Here is a 22788-nt window from a genome sequence, read left to right as displayed (position 1 = left end):
CTAGAGGAAGGTGTCCGAGTGTCCCGCCGCAGAATCGGCTTCTGGTACCGCTTCGCAGCGGTCCTGTGCAAACCGCCCCTGGTGGTTCTGTTCAAGCGGGACTGGCGCGGAATGGAGAACATTCCTGCCCAGGGTGGCTTTATCACCGCGGTCAACCACAATTCGCATCTGGACCCGTTCCTCTACGCCCACTATCAGTACAACACCGGACGAGTCCCGCGTTTCCTCGCCAAGCACGGCCTCTTCCGCAAGGGCTTCGTCGGTGCCGCGATGCGCGGCACCGGACAGATTCCCGTCTATCGCGAGTCGACGAACGCGCTGAGCGCCTTCCGCGCCGCGATCGACGCGGTGGAGCGCGGCGAGTGTGTCGCCTTCTATCCAGAAGGAACGCTTACCCGGGACCCCGAACTGTGGCCGATGACCGGTAAGACCGGAGTCGCCCGCGTGGCCCTCCAGACGCGATGCCCGGTCATTCCCGTCGGCCAATGGGGCGCCACCGACGCACTCGCGCCCTATGCCAAGAAGCCGCATTTCTTCCCGCGCAAGACGCACCATGTCCTCGCCGGTGAGCCCGTCGACCTGTCACGCTTCTACGGCAAGGAGATGACGCCGGACCTGCTCAAGGAGGCCACCGAGGTCATCATGGGCGAGATCACCACGCTGGTGGCGGAGCTGCGCGGCGAGCCCGCCCCGCAGAAGCGTTACGACCCGCGCGAGGCCCGGATGGAGCAGCGCCGCAAGTCGCGTGCGCAGAGCGCCACTTCGTCGCAGGACGGCAGTTCGAAGAGCGGCAGTTCGGAGGAGAGCAAGTGACCCGACCCGTGAAGGCCGCAGCCAAGGTCGCAGTCTTCGGGACCGGATCATGGGGCACCGCGTTCGCCATGGTCCTCGCCGACGCCGGGTGCGACGTGACCCTCTGGGGCCGCCGCGCCGAACTCGCCGACGCGATCAACTCGACGCACGTCAACCCCGATTATTTGCCCGGTGTCGAGCTGCCCGCGACCGTCCGGGCGACGGCCGACGTGGCCGAGGCCGCGGAGGGCGCCGACTTCACCGTGCTCGCCGTGCCCTCGCAGACCCTGCGCGAGAACCTCGCCGCCTGGGCGCCGCGGCTCGCGCCCGACACCGTGCTCGTCTCGCTGATGAAGGGCGTGGAGCTCGGCTCGGCCATGCGGATGAGCGAGGTCGTCGAGGACGTCACGAAGGTCGGCGCCGACCGGATCGCGATCGTCACCGGGCCGAACCTCGCCCGCGAGATCGCCGCCCGGCAGCCCGCCGCCGCGGTCGTCGCCTGCCGGGACGAGGCCGTCGCCCAGCGCCTCCAAGTCGCCTGTCACACCCCGTACTTCAGGCCGTACACCAACACCGACGTGGTCGGCTGCGAGCTCGGCGGCGCCGTGAAGAACGTCATCGGGCTCGCCGTCGGCATCGCCGACGGCATGGGGCTCGGCGACAACACCAAGGGCTCGCTCATCACGCGCGGCCTCGCCGAGACGACCCGGCTCGGGCTCGCCATGGGCGCCGACCCGCTGACCTTCTCCGGGCTCGCGGGCCTCGGCGACCTCGTCGCCACGTGCTCCTCGCCGCTGTCGCGCAACCACACCTTCGGCACCAACCTCGGCAAGGGCATGACGCTCGCCGAGACCATCGCCGTCACCAAGCAGACCGCCGAGGGCGTCAAGTCCTGCGAGTCCGTGCTCGACCTCGCGCGCCGCCACGGCGTCGACATGCCCATCACGGAGACCGTCGTCGGCATCGTCCACGAGGGGAAGCCGCCGGTCGTCGCCGTGAAGGAGCTGATGTCCCGCTCGGCCAAGCCCGAACGGCACTGAGCCGTACGGGCCCGGCCGTCTGACGGGGGCGGCGCGGCTCGGTCCGGCAGAGGCCGACTCCTTCGCTGACTCCTTCTGTACCAGCAGGTACGCTCATCGCGATATGAGCAGCGAGAACCTTTCCCAGAGCCCCGCGCCCGCCGAGCCCTCCGCGCCCGCGGGCGGGCAGAAGCCGCGCGTGGCCGTCGTCTTCGGTGGCCGTAGCTCCGAGCACGGTGTCTCCGTCGTCACCGCGGGCGCCGTGCTGCGCGCCATCGACCGCTCCAAGTACGACGTGCTGCCCATCGGCATCACGCGCGAGGGGCGTTGGGCGCTGACCTCGGACGATCCCGAGCGCATGGCGATCACCGACCGCAAGGTGCCGGACGTCGCCGATCTCGCCGACTCGCCCGAGGGCGGCGTGGTCCTGCCCGTCGACCCCTCCTCGCGCGAGGTCGTCTACACCGAGCCGGGCTCCGTGCCCAAGGTCCTCGGCGACGTCGACGTCGTCTTCCCCGTGCTGCACGGCCCGTACGGCGAGGACGGCACGATCCAGGGGCTCCTGGACCTCTCCGGGACGCCGTACGTCGGCTGCGGTGTGCTCTCCTCGGCCGTCGGCCAGGACAAGGAGTACATGAAGCGGATCTTCACCTCCTTCGGCCTCAAGGTCGGGCCCTACCTGACCATCCGGCCGCGCGAGTGGGAGCGCGAGCAGGAGGGCGCCCGGCGGCGCATCGCCGACTTCGTCAGCGACCACGGCTGGCCGCTGTTCATCAAGCCCGCGCGCGCGGGCTCGTCGATCGGCATCACGAAGATCGACTCCTTCGCCGGGCTCGACGAGGCCATGGAGACCGCCCGCGCCCACGACCCGAAGGTGATCATCGAGGCGGCGATCATCGGGCGCGAGATCGAGTGCGGCGTGCTCGAGTTCGAGGACGGGCCGCGCGCCTCCGTCCCGGCCGAGATCCCGCCCGTACAGGCCCACGACTTCTACGACTTCGAGGCCAAGTACATCGACTCCGCCGCCGGGATCGTGCCCGCCCCGCTCACCGCGGAGCAGACGGCCGAGGTGCAGCGTCTCGCCGTCGCGGCGTTCGACGCGGTGTCGTGCGAGGGCATCGTCCGGGCGGACTTCTTCCTGGACGAGGAAGGCGAGTTCGTCATCAACGAGATCAACACGCTGCCCGGCTTCACGCCGATCTCGATGTACCCGCGGATGTGGCAAGAGAGCGGGGTCAGCTACCCGGAGCTGGTGGACCGCCTGCTGCAGGCGGCGCTGCGGCGCCCGACGGGGCTGCGCTAGCCGTCGGGCGGTGAGTGGTTCAGGAGGCGGTCCCGGTCGGGATCGCCTTCTTCACGGCCGGGGCCAGATCGACCAGGACACTCGAACTGTCCCGCCCCTTCTCCGCGCTCACCTCGACGTACGCCTCGCGATTGGCGGTGGTGAAGCGGTACGCCCCGTCGTCCTGCTTCTCCATCAGCCAGTCCACCCCGTTCACCCCGCCGCCGACCGCGTCGGGATCTCCGCCCTCCGCCACCTTCGGATCGATCATCTTCGGGGGCTGCGCGACTCCGCAGCGCAGTATGATCGCGTTGCTTCCCCAGGCAGCGGTCAGCGTGGACGCCGGCTCGGGGTCCTCGCGGCTCAGACCGTCCACTGTCGACGGCAGGACCTTGTCCAGGTTCCGGCACAGCTTCGCGGCCGTCGCGCCTGGGCGGGGAACCACGACCGACGCGCTGCCGTCTGCCGAGGAACAGCCCGCCAAGGCGATCGGCAGGCACAGCGCGGGCAGCCCGATGACAAGACGGAGCCGGTGAGGAGAAGAGTTCACCGGCACAGGGTAGACGGGGGCTACAGGTGGACGACCGGGCAGGTCAGGGTGCGCGTGATGCCGTCCACTTGCTGGACCTTGGCGACCACCATGCGACCCAGCTCGTCGACGGTGTCGGCCTGCGCGCGGACGATCACGTCATAGGGTCCTGTGACATCTTCGGCCTGGATCACTCCCGGAATCTTCGCGATGAGCTCGGCGACGGTCGACGCCTTGCCCACCTCGGTCTGGATCAGGATGTACGCCTGTACCACGGAACCTCCAGGGCGGCCACGAGGATCATGTGGGGGAAAGGGACGCCACGGTATCGCGTCGCCGCTCGTCGCGGGGAGACCCGGGGTGGCTGTGGCGTACACGCCGTGTGCGGGAGGGTGGTCGCAGGCGGTGCGGGGCGCCTTTTGCCGGGCAGCGCACGGCGTTCTCCGGCAGACAGAGCGAGGGGCGTCCCGGTGGGCTGTGCGGGAAGCCCGTCCTTGACAGAAACCGTACCCATGACAGAGACGGACCGCGACCGCAAGCGGGCCGGGGCAGAAGGGGCAGTACGCGCATGAAGGGCACCGTCGGCGAGCTGGGGGAGTTCGGGCTCATCCGAGAACTCACCTCCCGGCTCACCACCACCCCGGCCGTACGGATCGGCCCCGGCGACGACGCCGCGGTGATCGCCGCGCCGGACCGCAGGGTCGTCGCCAGCACGGACGTCCTGCTTGAGAACCGGCACTTCCGGCGCGACTGGTCCACGGCGTATGACGTCGGCCGCAAGGCCGCCGCGCAGAACCTCGCCGACATCGCCGCCATGGGCGCCGTCCCCACGGCCCTGCTGCTCGGCCTCGTCGTCCCCGCCGAACTGCCCGCGTCCTGGCCGTCCGAACTGATGGACGGGCTGCGCGACGAGTGCCAGGTGGCCGGCGCCGCGGTGGTCGGCGGCGACGTCGTCCGCGGCGACACCATCACCATCGCCATCACCGCGCTCGGCGACATGCGCAACCACGAGCCGGTGACCCGCGCGGGCGCGGGCCCCGGCGACGTCGTGGCCGTCACCGGCTGGCTCGGCTGGTCCGCCGCCGGATACGCCGTGCTCTCCCGCGGCTTCCGCTCCCCGCGCGCCTTCGTCGAGGCCCACCGCCGCCCGGAGCCGCCGTACCACGCGGGCCCCGCCGCCGCCGGGCTCGGCGCCACCGCCATGTGCGACGTGAGCGACGGCCTCATCGCGGACCTCGGGCACATCGCCGAGGCCAGCAAGGTCCGCATCGACATCAAGTCCGGGAAGGTCGACGTGCCCTCCCAGATGAACGACATCGGCCAGGCCGTCGGCGTCGACCCGCTGCAATGGGTGCTGACCGGGGGAGAGGACCACGCCATCGTCGCCACCTTCCCGCCGGACGTGAAACTGCCCGCCCGCTGGAAGGTGATCGGCGAGGTGCTCAACCCCTCCGCCCTGCCCCAGGTCACCGTGGACGGCGCCCCCTGGACCAGCAAGGGCGGCTGGGACCACTTCGGGGACGACTTCCCCGGCGGGGAGATCGAGTCGTGACGGCCTCCGTTTCCCCCTCCTCCGTGCCTGCCGCCGCCGCGCCCGTACGGGTGCTGACCGTGGCCGGGTCCGACTCCGGGGGCGGCGCCGGCATCCAGGCCGACCTGAAGACCATGCTGGCCCTCGGCACCCACGGCATGAGCGTCGTCACCGCCGTCACCGCCCAGAACTCCCTCGGCGTCCAGGGCGCCTGGGAACTGCCCGCTGAAGCGGTCCGGGCCCAGTACCGCAGCGTCGTCGACGACATCGGCGTCCAGGCGGTCAAGACGGGGATGCTCGCCTCGCCCGAACTCGTCGAGTGCGTGGCCGGGCTGCTCGCGGGCACCGACGCGCCGGTCGTGATCGACCCGGTCGGCGTTTCCAAGCACGGCGACTCCCTGCTCGCCGCCTCCGCGCTGGACTCCGTCCGGACGAGACTCCTGCCGACCGCCACCGTCGCGACCCCGAACCTCGACGAGGTCGTCCAGCTCACCGGCGTACGCGTGGGATCGGAGGACGACATGCGGCGCGCGGCGGCCGCGATGCTGGCCTACGGGCCGCGGTGGGTCGTCATCAAGGGCGGCCACCTGGACTCGCCCGCTTCGGCGGATCACGCCGGGGAGGCGGTCGATCTCCTGACCGACGGATCCGAGGAGCACTGGCTGCGCGCCCCGCGCCACGACAACCGGCACACCCACGGCACGGGCTGCACCCTCGCCTCCGCGATCGCGGCCCAGCTCGCCAAGGGGCAGTCGGTGCCCGAGGCCGTGCACGCGGCCAAGGAGTACGTGACCGGGGCGATCGCGGCCGGGTTCGCGCTGGGCGCGGGGATCGGGCCGGTGGATCACGGCTGGCGGTTCAGGTAGCCGGGGCGAGCCCGGGCGCGGGGGTGAGCGCACGAAAAAGCCGGTCCCCGAGGGGACCGGCTTTCTCAAGCAACCAGCGAGGTGGCCGCGCTACGCGAAACGTCAGCGCGAGACCTTGCCGGCCTTGATGCACGAGGTGCAGACGTTGAGCCGCTTCGGCGTCCGACCGACCACTGCACGCACACGCTGGATGTTCGGGTTCCAGCGACGGGACGTACGGCGGTGCGAGTGCGAAATGTTGTTGCCGAAGCCCGGCCCCTTGCCGCAGACGTCGCAGTTGGCAGCCACGGGTCACTCCAAAGACTTCAGATGCACTTACGGTTGATCCCGGCATGCCGGGATCAGGATCGGAGGATCTGAGTGGCGGTGCCAGGGTGAGCCCGACGGATATCGGGCAACCGGAGCAGCATACAACGGCTGCTTCGGTACAACGAAATTACCATGGCTGCCCGGACCGCCGCCCCGGCGTCCTGACCGGGGCCCTTCCCCGCCGGCCGCCCGTCCGGGTTTACTCTGCGAGGCCAGTCAAGCCGCTCGAGGAGGCGCAGGTGCCGCAGGTGCCACAGGCGTTCGATGTCGCCGCCGTACGCGCCTGGTGCTCACTGGCCCTTGAAGCGCTCGGCCGCGACCGCGCGGAGATCGACGCGATCAACGTGTATCCCGTCGCGGACGGCGACACCGGTACCAATCTGTACCTGACCGTCGAGTCCGCGCAGCAGGCCGTCGAGGCGGTCTTCACAGGGCTCCAGGCCGGGCCGGAGCCCGCCGCGCCCTCGCTGGCCGAGGTGATGCGCGCGATGGCGCACGGCGCCCTCATCGGGGCCCGCGGCAACTCGGGGACGATCCTCGCGCAGCTCCTGCGCGGCATGGCGCAGGTCCTCGCCGACGGGAGCGTCCGTGACACGGATCACGCCGGGGCGCATCGTGCCGGTGTGGACGGCGCCGGAGTGGATCACGCCGGGGTGGACGCGGGTGCCTTGCGGCTCGCGCTGAGCGAGGCCGCCGCGTCCGCGCGCGAGGCGGTCGCCCATCCCGTGGAAGGCACGGTCCTGACCGTCGCGACGGCGGCCGCGGAAGCCGCCTCCGGCGTCGACGGTGACTGCGGGGCCGTCGTACGGGCCGCCTACGACGGCGCGTGCGCGGCGCTCGACGCGACGCCGGACCAGCTCGCCGTGTTGAGCCGGGCCGGGGTCGTGGACGCGGGCGGACGCGGGCTCGTCGCCGTGCTCGGGGCGCTGCGCGAGGCGGTCTCCGGACAGACGACACCCGTACGCGCGCGGGTGGACGGCCACCACGCGCGCGTGGACACCGAAGACGCCCACGACGCCGACGACGCCGACGGTGACGCTCTCGGATGCGCGGAGGAGCCGGACGGTGCCGGGCCCGCCTTCGAGGTCATCTACCTCCTCGAAGCCGACGACGTGGCCGTGGCCCGGCTGCGGACCCGGCTCGACGCCCTCGGCGACTCGCTGGTCGTGGTCGGCGGCGACGGCCTGTGGAACGTGCACGTGCACGTCGACGACGCGGGCGCGGCCGTGGAGGCGGGCGTCGAGGCCGGGCGCCCGTACCGCATCCGCATCACCCACTTCGGGCTCGGTGACGCGCACACATCGCGGTCCTCGGCGCCGCCGCGCGAGCGGGCGCAGCGCGCCGTCGTGGCGGTCGTGCCGGGCGACGGGCTCGCCGGGCTGTACGCGGAAGGGGGCGCGACGACCGTGCCCGACCGGCCCGGCGAGCCCCCCGCCAGCGGAGAGCTGGTCGAGGCGATCCGGCGCGCCCACGCGCGCGAGGTGGTGCTCCTGCCGAACGACGCGGAGCTGCGCCACACCGCCGCCGCGGCGGCCGAGCAGGCCCGGTCCGAGGGTGTACGGGTCGCGCTCATCCCGACCCGGTCCGCGGTGCAGGGCATCGCCGCGCTCGCCGTGCACGAGCCCGACCGCAGCTTCGACGAGGACGTGGTCGCGATGACCTCGGCCGCCGGGGCGACCCGGTACGCCGAACTGGCCGTCGCCGAGCGGCAGTCCTGGACGATGGCCGGCATCTGCCAGGCCGGCGACGTCCTCGGCCTCATCGACGGCGACGTCGCCGTCATCGGCACCGAGGTCCCGGCGACCGCCCGCACGGTCCTCGACCGCATGCTCGCGGCGGGCGGCGAACTCGTCACCCTGGTCCTGGCCGACGAGGTCCCCGACGAGGTCGCGGACGGCCTCGAGCAGCACGTCCGCGAGACGTACCTGGCGGTGGACACGGTGGTGTACCGGGGCGGGCGCCAGGCGGCGCCGATGCTGATCGGGGTGGAGTAGCCGCCGCCCGTTCCCGTGCCGTGCGCCCCGGGGCGAGGAGGCGCGGTGCGCAGTGGCGAGGCTCTTGCGGGGCCGGGACCGCCCATCCAGGGCGCCCGCGCCCCAGAGGCGGCCCCCACAGGACCGGGGGCCCGCCTCTGGACCCTGCGCGGGAGCGCTGCGCGGATGTTGTCCCGTTCTGCCCGAGGCGGCGCGGCCACGCTGATGCCGACGGGCGTCGAGGCAGCCGCCTGCCCGAGCGATGCCGCGTGAGTGCGGTGCGGGCCTCGTCTTGATTGCCCTGCAGGTGGCGGGCCGCGCCGATGCCGACGGGCGTTCCAGGCAGCCGCCTCCCCCCTGCACGCGGACCGAATGGCGCGGCCGCGCCCACATCGGCCCGCGTCGAGGCGGCCACCCTCCACCTCCCTACCGCCCGAGCGCCGCCAAGGCCTCGTCGCGACGTTCGGTTTCGCCTGCCTCTTCGAACGCCATGGCGGCGCGTTCCAGGTGGGCGGTGGATTCCTTGTCGTCGTGGCGGTCCAGGAGTTCCGCGAACTGGCGGTGCGTGTGGCCGAGTTCGGAGAGCAGGGGCTCGCGGTCGGCGGCGTCCGCCGAGGTGAGGGCCTCTTCCAGGGTCTGGAGTGCCGCGTTCATCAGCGCACGTTCGTCGTCCGCCGACGCGGAGTCCAGCCAGGCACGCGCGCGGAGGGAGCGCACCACGGCGTGGACCTGCCCGAGGGAGCGCCACAGGTCGCCCGCGCGCGCGTAGGCGCGGTCGGCCTCCTCCGGGCGGCCGGCCCGGTCGAGGGCGTCGGCCGCGAGGTTCGCCAGCATCGCGTGGTCGCGCTGTTCGGGCCAGTCCTTGGCGATCTCCGCCGCCCTGAGCCAGGCCTCGGCGGCCTTGAGGTGTTCGCCGAGCGCGCGGGCGCAGTCGCCGAGCCACCACTGGGCCTGGACGAGGGCGCCGTCGCCGTGGTCCTCGGCGGTCAGGTCGAGCAGCGCCGACTCGAGGACCTCGGCGGCCTCCGCGACCCGCTCCTCACGCAGCAGGTGGCCGCCGAGCTGGAACCGTGCCCAGGCGGCGAACCCGGCGTCGTCGTCCGCCTCGTCGGCCCAGTGCGCGGCCTCCAGGGCGTGCGCGGACGCCTCCCCGAACCGCTCGGCGGCGGCCAGGGCGTCGGCGAGCTGGAGGTGCAGCCGCGCCGCGCCGGACGGCTCCAGGTACCCCGCCCCGTGCTCCAGCGCGGCCCGCAGCGCCTGTTCGGCGCCCGCCGCGTCGTCCCGCTCCCGCGCGAGCGCCGCGAGCCGCACCTGGCAGTCCACGGCCATCCAGGGGCGCCCCGCCGCCACCTGCGCGGCCGCGGACTCCTCGTACAGGGCCACCGCTGCATCGAGGTCCCCGCGGTGCACGGCGATGTCGGCGAGCAGCGAGCGCGCCGACGCCGCCTGCGAGGCGATTCGGGGGACGTCCAGGAAGGGCTCGGCGACGGCCAGCAGTCGCCGTACGCTCTCCTCGGCCGCCGTGACCTCGTCGTCCCCGGAGTGGGCCGCCAGCAGGATGCGGGCGCGGCACACGAGGACGGCGGCCGCCTGGCGGGCCGTGGTGGCGTCCGGGGCGTGCGCCGTGCCGAGCACCTGCTCGTACGGTTCCCGGATCGCGGCGAGGGCCTCTTCCGTGCGGCCCGCGCGGGACAGCGCGTACGCGCCACGCGCGCGTGCCGCCCGCGCCTCACCGGGATCGCCCGCCTTCTCGTACAACTCGGCCGCGACGTCGAAGAGTTCGGCCGCGTTCTCCGCGTCCATCGCCGCGTAGTCGGCGATCTCCGCACGGTCGTGGACGGTCAGCTCCAGGCCCTCCGACTCGGCCGCCCGCGCGGCCGTCCGCCAGGCGCGGGCCGCGTCCGGGCCACCGTCGGACGCCGAGACCCGGCGCGCCTCCGCGACGAGCGCCGCCGCGTCCGCGACCGGCTCCGCGGGCGCCGTGCCGACCGGCTTCGGCGGCGCTGTCCGTACGACCCGTACGCCCAGGGGCAGACGGTCGAGGAGGGGCTCCTGGTCCATCCGCCGCCTGATCCGTGCGCCCACGCGGTCCGTGCCGTTGCGCGCGTCGAAACGGCCCGCGATGGAGAGCGCCTCCACGCGCGCGTGACCGCCGAGTTCAGCGGCGGTCCAGGTCCGTCCGGCGGGACCGGGAACGCTCTGCTCGCCCATGCCGAGCGCGACAAGGCGGTCCATCACCAGGGCGGCCACCGCGAGGTAGTCCATCAGGCCCTGCGGATTGCCGCTGTCCGTGAAGTACGCGGGCCGCTCCGCGAGCAGCTCCAGGGCGCGCGCCTCGTTCCCGGTCAGGGCACAGAACTCCACGTGCGACGCGAACGCGCCCCGCATGGACTCCATCGACCGTACGAGGCGGTAACCGCGCAGGTGGTTCGCGCGGGCCTCCTCGGGGCGGCCCAGGCGGACCAGCGGGAGCAGGGAGGCGGCGAGCGTGGCGTGCGGCTCGTGGGCGCAGGTGTACTCGCCCTCCAGGACCGGCCGCCACAGCTCCAGGGCGCGCTCGTCCTGGCGCAGGTCCGCCTGGCGCTCGCCCTGCCCGTCCAGCTCGCAGGCGTGGCAGTCGGCCATCTTGTCGCGGTCGGCCGCCAGCCATGCCTCGTACGCGCGCGTGGCCCGTTCCTCGTCGCCCATGTGGTCGGCGACATAGAACTCGCTCATGCGGACGGCGCGCTCGGAGTGGCCCGCCACCCGGTAGCGGTGCTCCATCTCGGCGAGCCACTTCTCGATGGACGCGAGCGGGATGTGCGGCTGGTTCAGCATGCCGCCGGACATCCACTTGAAGACCCAGTGCAGCGAGTGCGTCTCGTAGGCGTCGAAGTCCTCGGGGCGCTCGTCCCACATGCGCAGCAGGCGCGCGAAGGGGACGAACATCTTGTCCTTCTCGGAGCTGTAGTTGTACATCTGCAGCTGGTGGCCGAGCGCCTCGACGATCCCGAGCGGGACGCCGAGCTTCTCCGCCTCGGCGAGCAGCTGTTCGGCGCGGGCGCCGCGGGCGGGCCCCTCGGGCTCCGCGGCGTTCTCCGCCATCGCGCGGCGCAGGGCGTCCAGGTCCATGGTTCCGTTCATCGGGGCGTTCATCGGGAGGCGTCCTTTCCGGTGCCGGGGTGCGTGGCCCACTCCAGAAGGCCGATGAACGAGCGGTTCAGGAGCGCGGAGTCGGCGGGGCGCAAGGGGCGCTGCGCCATGAGGAGCGCCTGTCCGTACAGCGCCTCGGCCGCCGTGCCGATCAGCTCGGGGTCGGAGAGCGAGCTGACCCGGCGGATCAGCGGGTTGAGGTGGTTGAGGACGAGCCGCGCGCGTGGGGCGCTGCCGCGCAGGGAGCCGAGGATGCCGGCCCACAGGTCGTCGGCCTGCGCCTCGGCCTCCGCGCGCGCCTGCTCGTGCCGGGCCGCGCGGTCGTCCAGGTGCAGCGCGGGCACCGTCAGCGGATGGAAGGCGCGCAGGGCGACGTCGCAGCCCAGCGGGTCGAGCCGGGCCCGCGCCGCCGCGAGGAACGCCGACAGGGCCAGCTCCTCGGCCGGGTCGACGGCGTCCAGGTGCGCGGTGACCGTGTCCGCGTCCAGTTCGGAGACGGCCGTGCCGGGGCGCACCGACGGCAGCGCCTCGACCAGATCGGCGTCATACGTGTAACCCCCGTTGACGACCCCGATGCCCTGCGCGGAGGCGATCGGCGCGACCTGCCGGTACTCCTCGACGGTGCGCGTGAAGTGCACGACGGGGTGGCGCTGGGCGAACTCCTCCAGGGAGAGCTGCCCGTCCGTCGTCTCGAACGGCAGCCAGGGCAGCATCGTGCGCAGCATCTCCTTGTCGTGCCGCGCCAGGGACTTCACACCCAGGTGGTGCACGGACAGGAACGCGGCGAGCCGCTCGGGGTCACCGGCCGCGAGCGACGTCAGCCACTCCCGGATGCGCTCGCCCAGGGCCTCGCGCACGGCGGCCAGGGTCTCGTCCTCGTAGAGCGACTCGCGCGAGGCGGTGGGGCGCAGGCTGTCGGTGTCGATCACACAGCGGACGAAGAACGCCCAGTCCGGCAGCAGCTGTTCGGCGCGGTCGGTGAGCAGCATGCCCTTGAGGTGGACCCGGTGGCCTGCGCGCTGCGCCGGGCTGACCGCCTGCGGCAGCACATGGGCGACGCCCCGGACGCCCGCGAGAGGCACCTCCAGGTCGATGGAGTCCAGCGGCGTGAACCCGAACAGCTCGTGGCAGTGGCGGGCCAGGGCCACGCGCCGGGCGGCGGGGCTGGGGTGCGTACGGCTCCAGACGGGCGGCAGCTCCGTGACCGGGGTGTCCCCGACGCGCACGTCGTAGGGCAGCAGCGAGCCGAAGTCCCGGGCGAGGGAAAGGACCCGCTCCTCGGTCAGCCAGTCGGCGGCGCCCGCGCGGGCCTCCAGGTGCACGGTCGTGCCTGGCTCGGGGCGCGCCGCGTCCGGGAGCGTGCGGACCGTGTACGAGCCGTCGTCGCGGGCCGTCCACTCGACGGGCGGCGCGTCGGGCGTGCGCGCGCTGCGGCTGACGACCCGGATGCGCTCGGCGACGACGAAGCAGGCGAGCAGGCCGATGCCGAACTGCCCGAGGAAGTCGGCGCGGGCCGACTCCAGGCCGTCGCCGCGCTTGGAGCTGCGGCCGATGGTCGCGAGCAGGTTGTGCACGTCGGCCTCGGTCAGACCGATGCCCGAGTCCTCGACCCGCAGCGACCCGCCCTCCGCGAAGAGGCGCACGGTGGCAGGGGCGTCCGGCTGCTCGGCGCGGCGGGCCGTGATGGCGTCCACCCCGTTCTGCAGCAGCTCGCGCAGGTAGACCTTCGGGCTGGAGTACAGGTGGTGGGAGAGGAGGTCGACGAGGCCGCGCAGGTCGACCTGGAAGGTGTGCGGTGTCTGTGAGTTCATCGTCGCTGCGCCGGTGGGGGGACAGGCGACGGCGCGGGTCGGGCGGCCCCGCGAGAGGTGACCGCGATCAAGGTCGGAGCCCGTCACTTTACGGCCGTACAGCCCCGTGTGACCAGCGGTTTTCGCAGTTCTTCACGGGGCTGGGCGGGATTGTCAGTGGCGTGGTGTGCAATGGATCTCGTGCCCGTGCTCCAAGAACCGCTGAAGAAGCTGCTCGGCCCGCCCACCGCGAAGGTGATGGCCGAGCACCTAGGCCTGCACACCGTCGGGGACCTGCTCCACCACTATCCGCGCAGATACGCGGAGCGCGGGGAGCTGACCCGCCTCGCGGACCTGCCGCTCGACGAGCACGTCACGGTCGTCGCCCAGGTCGCGACCGCCCGCGTCCTGCGGTTCAACGGCGGCAGCGGCCAGCGCCTGGAAGTCACCATCACCGACGGCAGCGGCCAGCTCCAGCTCGTCTTCTTCGGCCGGGGCATCCACAAGCCGCACAAGGACCTGCTGCCGGGCACGCGCGCGATGTTCGCGGGCAAGGTCGGCGTCTTCAACCGCAAGATGCAGCTGGCGCACCCCGCCTACCAGTTGCTGACCGCGGATTCCTCGGAAGAGGCGGCCGAGACCGTCGGCTCCTGGGCCGGCGCGCTGCTCCCGATCTACCCGGCCACCGCCAAGCTGGAGTCCTGGAAGATCGCCAAGGCCGTCGACCTGGTGCTGCCCAGCGCCCAGGAAGCCGTCGACCCGCTGCCCGAGTCGCTGCGGGAGGGCCGGGACCTGGTGCCGCTGCCCGAGGCCCTGCTCAAGATCCACCGGCCGCACACCAAGGCCGACATCGCCGACGCGCGGGCCCGCCTGAAGTGGGACGAGGCGTTCGTCCTGCAGGTCGCCCTGGCCCGGCGCCGGTTCGCCGACACCCAGCTCACCGCCGCCCCGCGCGTGGCCAAGCCGGACGGACTGCTGACGGCCTTCGACGCGAAGCTGCCGTTCACCCTCACCGACGGCCAGCAGAAGGTCTCCAAGGAGATCTTCGACGACCTGGCCACCGACCACCCGATGCACCGGCTGCTCCAGGGCGAGGTCGGCTCCGGAAAGACGATGGTCGCGCTGCGCGCCATGCTCGCCGTCGTCGACGCGGGAGGCCAGGCCGCCATGCTCGCGCCCACCGAGGTCCTCGCCCAGCAGCACCACCGCTCCATCACCGAGATGATGGGCGAGCTCGCCCAAGGGGGCATGCTCGGCGGCGTGGAGCACTCCACCAAGGTCGTGCTGCTCACCGGCTCCATGGGCACCGCCGCGCGCCGCCATGCCCTGCTCGAGCTGGCCACCGGCGAGGCGGGCGTCGTCATCGGCACGCACGCGCTGATCGAGGACAAGGTGCAGTTCCACGACCTCGGCCTGGTCGTGGTCGACGAGCAGCACCGCTTCGGCGTGGAGCAGCGGGACGCCCTGCGCTCCAAGGGCAAGCAGCCCCCGCACCTCCTGGTCATGACCGCGACGCCGATCCCGCGCACGGTCGCCATGACTGTCTTCGGCGACCTGGAGACCTCCGTCCTCGACCAGCTCCCGGCCGGCCGCTCACCCATCGCCAGCCATGTCGTGCCCGCCGCCGACAAGCCGCACTTCCTCACGCGCGCGTGGGAGCGCGTACGGGAGGAAGTGGGCAAGGGACACCAGGCGTACGTGGTCTGCCCGCGGATCGGGGACGACGAGGACGAGAAGGCGAACAAGAAGGGCGGCGGCAAGAGCGCGGCCAAGAAGCAGTCCGCCGAGGACGAGACGGAGAAGCGGCCCCCGCTCGCCGTGCTCGCCGTCGCCGAGGAACTGGCGCGCGGGCCGCTCCAGGGGATCAAGGTCGAGGTGCTGCACGGCCGGATGCAGCCCGACGACAAGGACGCCGTGATGCGCCGCTTCGCCGCGGGCGAGACCGACGTCCTGGTGGCGACGACCGTCATCGAGGTCGGCGTGAACGTGCCGAACGCCACCGCCATGGTGATCATGGACGCCGACCGCTTCGGCGTCTCCCAGCTCCACCAGCTGCGCGGCCGCGTCGGCCGTGGCTCGGCGCCCGGCCTCTGCCTCCTGGTCACCGAGATGCCCGAGGCCAGCCCCGCCCGCGCGCGCCTGGGCGCCGTCGTCTCCACGCTCGACGGCTTCGAGCTGTCCCGCATCGACCTGGAGCAGCGCCGCGAGGGCGACGTGCTCGGACAGGCCCAGTCCGGGGTGCGCTCCTCCCTGCGGATGCTCGCCGTCATCGAGGACGAGGAGATCATCGCCGAGGCGCGCGAGGAGGCCACCAGAGTGGTCACGGCCGACCCGGACCTGGAGCGCCTGCCCGCCTTGCGCACCGCCCTGGACGCACTCCTGGACGAGGAGCGCGAGCAGTACCTCGACAAGGGGTGAGAGAGGCTCCAGCCCGTCTTTTGAGACACTGGTCCCACAGCTCGCACACGCGAGCACGCAGCACGCAAGGACAAGGACCGAGATGACCCGCGTGATCGCCGGACGCGCCGGCGGACGCCGCCTGGCCGTACCGCCGGGCAACGGCACCCGCCCCACCTCCGACCGCGCGCGCGAGGGCCTCTTCTCCACCTGGCAGGCGCTGCTCGGCACGCTCGACGGCACCCGCGTCGCCGACCTGTACGCGGGCTCCGGAGCCGTCGGCCTGGAGGCCCTCTCCCGGGGCGCCGCCCACGCGCTGCTCGTCGAGGCCGACGCCCGCGCCGCCCGCACGGTCCGCGAGAACGTCCGCGCGCTCGGCCTGCCCGGAGCCGAGGCCCGGACCGGAAAAGCGGAACAGGTCATTGCCGGGTCGGCGCCCGAGATCCCCTACGACCTGGTCTTTCTCGACCCCCCGTACGCCGTCTCGGACGACGATCTTCGGGAGATCCTCCTCACACTCCGCACTCAGGGCTGGCTCACGGACGACGCGCTGGTCACCGTGGAACGCAGCACCAGGGGCGGGGATTTCCGGTGGCCGGCCGGTTTCGAGGGACTGCGGTCCCGTCGCTACGGCGAGGGCACGTTTTGGTACGGTCGCGCCGCCTTGACCACCAGCCTCACGTGCGACGACGCACGATGACCGGACCGGAGAGCGAGGGACTTCCCGTGCGCCGCGCAGTCTGTCCCGGGTCGTTCGACCCCATCACCAACGGCCACCTCGACATCATCGCCCGAGCCTCCAAGCTGTACGACGTCGTGCACGTCGCGGTGATGATCAACCAGTCCAAGAAGGGCCTCTTCGCGGTCGACGAGCGGATCGACCTGATCCGCGAGGTCACCGCCGAGTTCGGCAACGTACAGGTGGAGTCCTTCCACGGCCTCCTCGTCGACTTCTGCAAGCAGCGTGACATCCCGGCCATCGTGAAGGGCCTGCGCGCGGTCAGCGACTTCGACTACGAGCTGCAGATGGCCCAGATGAACAACGGTCTGTCGGGCGTCGAGACGCTCTTCGTGCCGACCAACCCGACCTACAGCTTCCTGTCCTCCTCGCTGGTCAAGGAGGTCGCGGCCTGGGGCGGCGACGTGTCGCACCTGGTCCCGCCGCGGGTGCACGAGGCGCTGACCGAGCGCCTCCCCAAGAAGTGACACGCACGCGCCAGTTGGGCATACAGTCGTCCCGTCCGTCTCCAAACCCCCTGTCGCCCCGGTGGTGACAAGACGAGAGAGTGGCGAGCACACGGTGGACGTGCAGAAGAAGCTCGACGAGATCGTCGCCGCGGTCGGCAACGCCCGGTCCATGCCCATGTCGGCCTCGTGCGTGGTCAACCGCGCCGACCTGCTCGCGATGCTGGAGGAGGTGCGCCAGGCGCTGCCCGGCTCCCTCGCGCAGGCGCAGGAGCTGATCGGCGGCCGCGAGCAGATGGTCGAGCAGGCCCGCGCCGAGGCCGACCGGATCATCGAGACCGCGCACGCCGAGCGCGGCTCCCTGATCTCCGACACCGAGATCGCCCGCCGCTCGCAGAACGAGGCGGACCGCATCCTCGCCGAGGCCCGCCAGGAGGCCGAGGAGGTCCGCGCCGAGGCCGACGACTACGTCGACTCCAAGCTGGCCAACTTCGAGGTCGTCCTCACCAAGACGCTCGGCTCCGTCGGCCGGGGCCGCGAGAAGCTCCTCGGCACGGGCCCCGGCACCGACGAGCAGGGCTACGAGGACGAGGACGCCCCCGAGCGCAGCCACGACCCCGAGACGCTGCGCCGCGACGCCGACGCCTACGTGGACACCAAGCTCGGCGCCTTCGAGGCGGTGCTCGCCAAGACCCTGGAGGCGGTCGGCAAGGGCCGCCAGAAGCTGCACGGCCGCATCGCCACCGACGACCTGGGCGCGCTCGCCGTGGACGCCGAGGGCGGCTCCCAGGCGCACACCAGCGACGCCGACTACCTGGCGGGCCTGGCGGAGATCGGCGCGGGCCCCGGCCTCGCGGCGGAGCAGGAACAGGAGCCCGTCGCCGCGCCGCCGATCCCGGCGCAGCAGCCGGCCGCCGCGGCCTACGCGCACGAGCAGCACCAGCAGCACCAGCAGCAGGACCCGTACACGTACGAGCAGCAGCAGTACGGACAGCAGGACCCGTACGCCGCCTACCAGCAGCACGACCCCTACGCCTACCAGCAGGGGCAGCAGCAGGACCCGTACGCCGCGTACCAGCAGCAGGACCCGTACGGATACCAGCAGCACCAGGGCCACCAGCAGGACCAGCACGCGCACCAGGGGCAGCACGAGCACGGCGGGGCGCTCGACGAGACCAGTCTTTTCGACACGAGCATGATCAGCATGGAGCAGGTCCGCCAGTACGAACAGGACCAACAGGGCCGCTGAGCGCCCCCGCGGGCGGGGCGGCGGAGGGTGGCCGGGAGCGGATTGGGCCGAGAGCGAAAGGTCCAGTACCCTGGTTCTTCGGCCGCGCGTACACGTGCGTTCCGAGCTGCCCGGAAAGTTCGTGGCAGTGAACCCCCAGAGCTTTGAAGATCGAAAGCAGGAACAGCCCTGAGTACTCGCCTCGACCACCGCAACCCACTTGTGTTCGACACGCACGAGCTGGGTCGGCGTCCTGGTGCCATGCAGCGGCTGAACCGCACGATCGACGCCCCCCGGGACCTCGGTGTCGAGGGCGTCATCGGAGTGCCGGAAGGCGCCCCGGTGGAGCTCGAACTCCGCCTCGAGTCGGTCATGGAAGGGGTGCTTGTCACAGGCACCGCCCGTGCACTGGCGAAGGGGGAGTGCGTAAGGTGTCTGGAGCCGGTCGACCTCGAGGTCGACACGGACTTCCAGGAGATGTTCTCGTACCCTGACGCCGACGACCGGGGCCGTGTGAAAGCGGAACCGGGCGACGACGCCGAGGACGACGAGGACAGGCTCTTTCTCGAGGACGGCTTGTTCGACCTCGAACCCGTGCTGCGTGATGCGGTGGTGCTCGCACTGCCGATGCAGCCGGTGTGCCAGGAGGACTGCGAGGGTCTGTGCTCCGAGTGCGGAGTGCGGCTCTCGGACGAACCGGGACACCATCACGACGCCGTCGACATCCGTTGGGCGGCTTTGCAGGGACTCGCTGGATCCATCCAGGACGGCGAGAAGGACGAGATGAGCGGCGCCGAAGCGGAAGCGGGCGTCGACGAGAAGCAGGAGAAGTAGCCGTGGCTGTTCCGAAGCGGAAGATGTCGCGCAGCAACACGCGCCACCGCCGGTCGCAGTGGAAGGCTGCGGTCCCCACCCTGGTTTCGTGTGAGCGGTGCCAGGAGCCCAAGCTGCAGCACATCGCGTGCCCCGCTTGTGGCACCTACAACAAGCGCCAGGTCCTCGAGGTCTGAGCGGCTGGTGAGAGGCACAGTGGCTAGCCAAAAACCGGCGGATGACGCCAAGAAAAAGGCCGACACCACAGCCTCGTCCCACACGCTTCTGGAAGGGCGGCTCGGGTACAAGCTCGAGTCCGCCCTTCTGGTGCGTGCGCTGACGCACCGCTCGTACGCGTACGAGAACGGCGGACTGCCCACGAACGAGCGTCTGGAGTTCCTCGGGGACTCCGTGCTCGGCCTCGTGGTCACCGACACGCTCTACCGCACCCACCCCGATCTGCCCGAGGGCCAGCTGGCCAAGCTCCGGGCCGCGGTGGTCAATTCGCGTGCACTGGCGGAGGTCAGCCGCGGGCTCGACCTGGGCTCCTTCATCCGGCTCGGCCGGGGCGAGGAAGGCACGGGCGGCCGGGACAAGGCGTCGATTCTGGCCGACACCCTGGAAGCGGTGATCGGCGCGGTCTATCTGGACCAGGGGCTGGACGCAGCCGGTGAGCTCGTGCACCGGTTGTTCGACCCCCTGATCGAGAAGTCCTCGAACCTGGGAGCCGGCCTGGACTGGAAGACCAGTCTCCAGGAGCTGACGGCGACCGAGGGGCTCGGCGTGCCCGAGTACCTGGTCTCCGAGACCGGCCCCGATCACGAGAAGACCTTCACTGCTGCCGCCCGCGTCGGAGGCGTCTCGTACGGCACCGGCACCGGCCGCAGCAAGAAGGAAGCGGAGCAGCAGGCCGCGGAGTCCGCGTGGCGCGCGATTCGCGCTGCCGCGGATGAGCGGGCCGAGGCGGAGGCGGCGGCTTCGGCTGCCGCAGGCTCCGCCGACTCGGCGTGACGCTGCGCTTCCTCGACCCGTTTCCATCGGCTCCGCGCCGGTGGGGACGGGTTTTTTCAACGGTCCTGCCCCTGAGTGTCGCGGTGTTCCCGCGGGCCGGTGGGGGCTGGTCGCGCAGTTCCCCGCGCCCCTGAGCGGCACTGCGCGCCCCCTGCAATCACTACAACGGTAGGAGCGTCGTGCCTGAACTGCCCGAGGTCGAGGTCGTGCGGCGAGGGCTTGCGCGGTGGGTGGCTCATCGGGCCGTTGCTGACGTGGAGGTGCTGCACCCTCGTTCCGTACGCCGCCACATCGCCGGCGGCGACGACTTCGCGCTGCGCCTGACGGGGCAGACCATCGGGGAGCCGAGCCGGCGCGGCAAGTACCTCTGGCTGCCGCTGGAGACGGCGCACATGTCCGTCCTCGCGCACCTCGGCATGAGCGGTCAGCTCCTGGTGCAGCCGGACTCGGCGCCGGACGAGAAGCACCTGCGCGTCCGCGTCCGGTTCGCCGACGCACTCGGCACCGAGCTGCGCTTCGTCGACCAGCGCACCTTCGGCGGCCTCTCCCTGCACGACACCGCCGAGGACAGCGCGGACGGCCTGCCCGACGTCATCGCGCACATCGCCCGCGACCCGCTCGACCCGCTCTTCGACGACGCGGCTTTCCACACGGCGCTGCGCGCGAAGCGCACCACCATCAAGCGCGCCCTGCTCGACCAGACGCTGATCAGCGGCGTCGGCAACATCTACGCCGACGAGGCGCTCTGGCGCGCGAAGCTGCACTACGAGCGCCCCACGGCCGGGCTCACGCGCCCGCGCACGGCCGAACTCCTCGGTCACATCAGGGACGTGATGAACGCGGCGCTCGCCGTCGGCGGCACGAGCTTCGACTCCCTCTACGTGAACGTGAACGGGGAGTCGGGCTACTTCGACCGTTCCCTGGACGCGTACGGGCGTGAGGGCCTGCCGTGCAAGCGGTGCGGGACGCCGATGCGCCGGCGGCCCTGGATGAACCGGTCGAGCTACTTCTGCCCGCGCTGTCAGCGCGCCCCGCGCGCGGTGTCGTAGCGCTCGCGCGCCACCAGGACGTCGTCCATGCGCCCCTCCACGAAGTGGATCAGGGACAGCAGGCGCTCGGCCACGCCCCGGCCGAGCGGCGTCAGCTCGTAGTCCACGCGGGGCGGGTTGGTCGGCTGCGCCTCACGGTGTACGAGGCCGTCCCGCTCCAGCGCCTGCAGCGTCTGGGACAGCATCTTCTCGCTCACCCCGTCCACGCGGCGGCGCAGCTCGTTGAAGCGCAGCGATCCCTCGTACAGCGCCCCGAGCGTGAGCCCGCCCCAGCGGCCGGTGACGTGCTCCAGGGTGCCTCGGGAAGGGCACGCCTTGGAGAACACGTCGAACGCGAGGTCGGTGGAGTCCATACGCCGAGGGTACTGCGGCACAGCGCGGTGTGAAGCTCAGCGCTGTGCCTGAGTAAGTGCGGTGATCGCGGTGATCGCGTTGGTCGCGGCGATGGCAGTGGTCGCGGTGTTCGCGGTGGTCAGAAGCCGAAGTCCTGGGTCCACCACGGGCCGCCCGACCCGAAGTGCACGCCCACGCCGAGGGTCTTGTAGTCGCAGTTCAGGATGTTCGCCTTGTGGCCGGGGCTCTTCATCCAGGCATCCATCACGGCCGCGGCGTCGGCCTGGCCGCGGGCGATGTTCTCGCCGCCGAGGCCGCTGACACCGGCCTTCTCGGCGCGGTCCCAGGGCGTCGCGCCGTCCGGGTCCGTGTGGTCGAAGAAGCCCCGCGCGGCCATGTCCTCGCTGAAGGCGGTCGCCAGCGCGGCCAGGCCGCCGTCGGCGGTGACGGGCGAGCAGCCGACCTTGGAGCGCTCCTGGTTGACGAGGGCGAGCACCTGGGCGGCGGCCGCCTGCGCCGCCGATGAGGCGGGTGCGGCGGTGGTGGGCGCCTGCGTCTTCGCCGGGGCCTCGGGCGCGGGCGTCGCGCTCTTGGTCGTCGTCGTGGAGGCGCTGCCGCCGGACGACGAGGCGGTCGGCGCGGGCTTGCGCGAGGGCTTCGCGGAGGGCTTGGCGGGCGCGGGCTTCTTAGAGGGCGCGGCCGAGGGGGTGGCGCGCTCGGTGGCGCGGCTCGGGGCCGACGGGGCGCGGTCGTCGCCGACGGTGCCGTCCGTGCCGCCCTGCGCCTCCACCGTGGGGGAGACGGCGGCCTGCACCTTGTCCCCGTCGTGGTCGCCGCCGAGCTTGTAGTTGTCGGCGCCCGGTATCAGCCCGGAGGCCACCGCCACCGCGCCCATGGCGACGGCGGCCGAGGCGCCGAGCAGCCCGGTGCGCACGGGCACACCGCTGCGCTTGGCGCGCCGGTGGGACCGCCCGCGCGGCACCTGGCCCGAGCCGCCGGCCGAGGATATGGACCCGTAGACGGCGGTCTCCGGCTCCTGCTGCGCGGGGAAGGAGGCGGTAGGGGCGTCCCGGAAGTACTGGGCGTACGGCTCGTGCGGCGCGTACGCCTCGTGCGGTGCGGGTGCCTCGCGCGGCCCGTATGCCTCATGCGCCGCGTACGACTCGTATGGCGCGGATGCCTCGTGCGGCGCGTATGACCCGTACAAGGACGAGTCGCGCGGGGCCGGCTCGTACGGGGCCGGCTCGTCGGGGAAGTAAAGGGAGTGCGCCGAGCGCGGCGGGTACGTCGCGGAGGGGGCGGAGGGGAAACGGGTCTCCGCATGGGTCTCCGTGGTGTCCGCTGCGCGGCCCGTGGCGGCGCTTCCGGCGGCGGAGCGTCGGTGGCGTCCCATGTGATGGCCTTCCTCGTCCTCGCGGTTCGTCCGCTCGCGGTGCGTCCGGACGGCGGTCGACGCGGCGCGTCGACCCCGATGTGACGGTCCGGTGGCCGATGTGATGCATCGATCGTCAACGTGACGCACCGGTCGTCGATGTGACTCACCCGTACG

At 72.2% G+C, this 22788-nt stretch carries 21 protein-coding genes; 14 read left to right on the top strand and 7 right to left on the bottom strand.

The window, feature by feature from the left end; all coding sequences use genetic code 11:
• Window positions 1-18: 18 nt before the first annotated feature.
• The 3 genes from N5I75_RS00835 to N5I75_RS00825 all read left to right on the top strand — a co-directional run bounded on the left by N5I75_RS00835 (window position 19) and on the right by N5I75_RS00825 (window position 3114).
• On the top strand, window positions 19-813 hold the full coding sequence (locus N5I75_RS00835; protein WP_476673211.1) for a lysophospholipid acyltransferase family protein: 795 nt from the start codon (window positions 19-21) through the stop codon (window positions 811-813).
• Window positions 810-1832: an NAD(P)H-dependent glycerol-3-phosphate dehydrogenase gene (locus N5I75_RS00830; RefSeq protein WP_476673209.1), complete on the top strand. Its 1023-nt coding sequence runs from the start codon at window positions 810-812 to the stop codon at window positions 1830-1832. The genes N5I75_RS00835 and N5I75_RS00830 overlap by 4 nt, the downstream gene beginning before the upstream one ends.
• Window positions 1833-1935: 103 nt before the next feature.
• Entirely contained in the window at window positions 1936-3114 is a 1179-nt protein-coding gene (locus tag N5I75_RS00825) for a D-alanine--D-alanine ligase family protein (RefSeq protein ID WP_476673207.1), read from the top strand.
• A 19-nt stretch (window positions 3115-3133) separates the two neighbouring features.
• Here N5I75_RS00825 and N5I75_RS00820 read toward each other — a convergent pair whose 3' ends face one another.
• On the bottom strand, window positions 3134-3643 hold the full coding sequence (locus N5I75_RS00820; RefSeq protein WP_476673205.1) for a DUF3515 domain-containing protein: 510 nt from the start codon (window positions 3641-3643) through the stop codon (window positions 3134-3136).
• A 20-nt stretch (window positions 3644-3663) separates the two neighbouring features.
• On the bottom strand, window positions 3664-3897 hold the full coding sequence (locus N5I75_RS00815) for an Lrp/AsnC family transcriptional regulator (RefSeq protein WP_351165332.1): 234 nt from the start codon (window positions 3895-3897) through the stop codon (window positions 3664-3666).
• A 293-nt stretch (window positions 3898-4190) separates the two neighbouring features.
• On the opposite strand from N5I75_RS00815, the gene N5I75_RS00810 reads away from it, so the two are divergent.
• Together N5I75_RS00810 and thiD are read left to right on the top strand one after the other, a co-directional pair.
• Window positions 4191-5174 carry a thiamine-phosphate kinase gene (locus tag N5I75_RS00810; RefSeq protein WP_476673203.1) on the top strand — a complete coding sequence of 328 codons (984 nt, stop codon included), beginning with the start codon at window positions 4191-4193 and terminating at the stop codon, window positions 5172-5174.
• Window positions 5171-6019: a bifunctional hydroxymethylpyrimidine kinase/phosphomethylpyrimidine kinase gene (gene thiD, locus N5I75_RS00805; protein ID WP_476673201.1), complete on the top strand. Its 849-nt coding sequence runs from the start codon at window positions 5171-5173 to the stop codon at window positions 6017-6019. The genes N5I75_RS00810 and thiD overlap by 4 nt, the downstream gene beginning before the upstream one ends.
• A gap of 102 nt (window positions 6020-6121) precedes the next feature.
• On the opposite strand, the gene rpmB is transcribed toward thiD, so the two are convergent.
• Window positions 6122-6307 carry a 50S ribosomal protein L28 gene (gene rpmB / locus N5I75_RS00800; protein WP_003957616.1) on the bottom strand — a complete coding sequence of 62 codons (186 nt, stop codon included), beginning with the start codon at window positions 6305-6307 and terminating at the stop codon, window positions 6122-6124.
• A 260-nt stretch (window positions 6308-6567) separates the two neighbouring features.
• On the opposite strand from rpmB, the gene N5I75_RS00795 reads away from it, so the two are divergent.
• Complete coding sequence (locus N5I75_RS00795) at window positions 6568-8322, top strand: DAK2 domain-containing protein (RefSeq protein ID WP_476673198.1); 1755 nt, start codon at window positions 6568-6570, stop codon at window positions 8320-8322.
• A 405-nt stretch (window positions 8323-8727) separates the two neighbouring features.
• On the opposite strand, the gene N5I75_RS00790 is transcribed toward N5I75_RS00795, so the two are convergent.
• Entirely contained in the window at window positions 8728-11436 is a 2709-nt protein-coding gene (locus tag N5I75_RS00790; RefSeq protein ID WP_476673196.1) for a tetratricopeptide repeat protein, read from the bottom strand.
• On the bottom strand, window positions 11433-13244 hold the full coding sequence (locus N5I75_RS00785) for an HSP90 family protein (protein ID WP_476673194.1): 1812 nt from the start codon (window positions 13242-13244) through the stop codon (window positions 11433-11435). The genes N5I75_RS00790 and N5I75_RS00785 overlap by 4 nt, the downstream gene beginning before the upstream one ends.
• Before the next feature lie 171 nt (window positions 13245-13415).
• On the opposite strand from N5I75_RS00785, the gene recG reads away from it, so the two are divergent.
• The 8 genes from recG to mutM all read left to right on the top strand — a co-directional run bounded on the left by recG (window position 13416) and on the right by mutM (window position 20906).
• On the top strand, window positions 13416-15641 hold the full coding sequence (gene recG / locus N5I75_RS00780; RefSeq protein ID WP_476673192.1) for an ATP-dependent DNA helicase RecG: 2226 nt from the start codon (window positions 13416-13418) through the stop codon (window positions 15639-15641).
• Between the two features lie 82 nt (window positions 15642-15723).
• Complete coding sequence (gene rsmD, locus N5I75_RS00775; RefSeq protein ID WP_476673190.1) at window positions 15724-16320, top strand: 16S rRNA (guanine(966)-N(2))-methyltransferase RsmD; 597 nt, start codon at window positions 15724-15726, stop codon at window positions 16318-16320.
• A gap of 26 nt (window positions 16321-16346) precedes the next feature.
• Entirely contained in the window at window positions 16347-16826 is a 480-nt protein-coding gene (gene coaD / locus N5I75_RS00770; protein WP_476673188.1) for a pantetheine-phosphate adenylyltransferase, read from the top strand.
• Between the two features lie 94 nt (window positions 16827-16920).
• Window positions 16921-18054: an ATP synthase F0 subunit B gene (locus N5I75_RS00765; RefSeq protein WP_476673830.1), complete on the top strand. Its 1134-nt coding sequence runs from the start codon at window positions 16921-16923 to the stop codon at window positions 18052-18054.
• 168 nt (window positions 18055-18222) lie between these two features.
• Window positions 18223-18867, top strand: a complete 645-nt coding sequence (locus tag N5I75_RS00760) for a YceD family protein (RefSeq protein ID WP_476673828.1) — start codon at window positions 18223-18225, stop codon at window positions 18865-18867.
• 2 nt (window positions 18868-18869) lie between these two features.
• Entirely contained in the window at window positions 18870-19043 is a 174-nt protein-coding gene (rpmF, locus tag N5I75_RS00755) for a 50S ribosomal protein L32 (protein WP_030361955.1), read from the top strand.
• 7 nt (window positions 19044-19050) lie between these two features.
• Window positions 19051-19857: a ribonuclease III gene (rnc, locus tag N5I75_RS00750; protein WP_476673186.1), complete on the top strand. Its 807-nt coding sequence runs from the start codon at window positions 19051-19053 to the stop codon at window positions 19855-19857.
• A 179-nt stretch (window positions 19858-20036) separates the two neighbouring features.
• Window positions 20037-20906, top strand: coding sequence for a bifunctional DNA-formamidopyrimidine glycosylase/DNA-(apurinic or apyrimidinic site) lyase (gene mutM / locus N5I75_RS00745; RefSeq protein WP_476673184.1), 870 nt, complete (start codon window positions 20037-20039; stop codon window positions 20904-20906).
• On the opposite strand, the gene N5I75_RS00740 is transcribed toward mutM, so the two are convergent.
• Complete coding sequence (locus N5I75_RS00740; protein WP_476673182.1) at window positions 20879-21259, bottom strand: winged helix-turn-helix transcriptional regulator; 381 nt, start codon at window positions 21257-21259, stop codon at window positions 20879-20881. The two genes, mutM and N5I75_RS00740, sit on opposite strands and share 28 nt — an antisense overlap.
• A gap of 119 nt (window positions 21260-21378) precedes the next feature.
• On the bottom strand, window positions 21379-22632 hold the full coding sequence (locus tag N5I75_RS00735; RefSeq protein ID WP_476673181.1) for a CAP domain-containing protein: 1254 nt from the start codon (window positions 22630-22632) through the stop codon (window positions 21379-21381).
• Window positions 22633-22788: the final 156 nt, after the last annotated feature.

The sequence above is a fragment of the Streptomyces sp. R818 genome (assembly GCF_056172735.1).
This window is presented reverse-complemented; position numbering and strand designations above follow the sequence as displayed.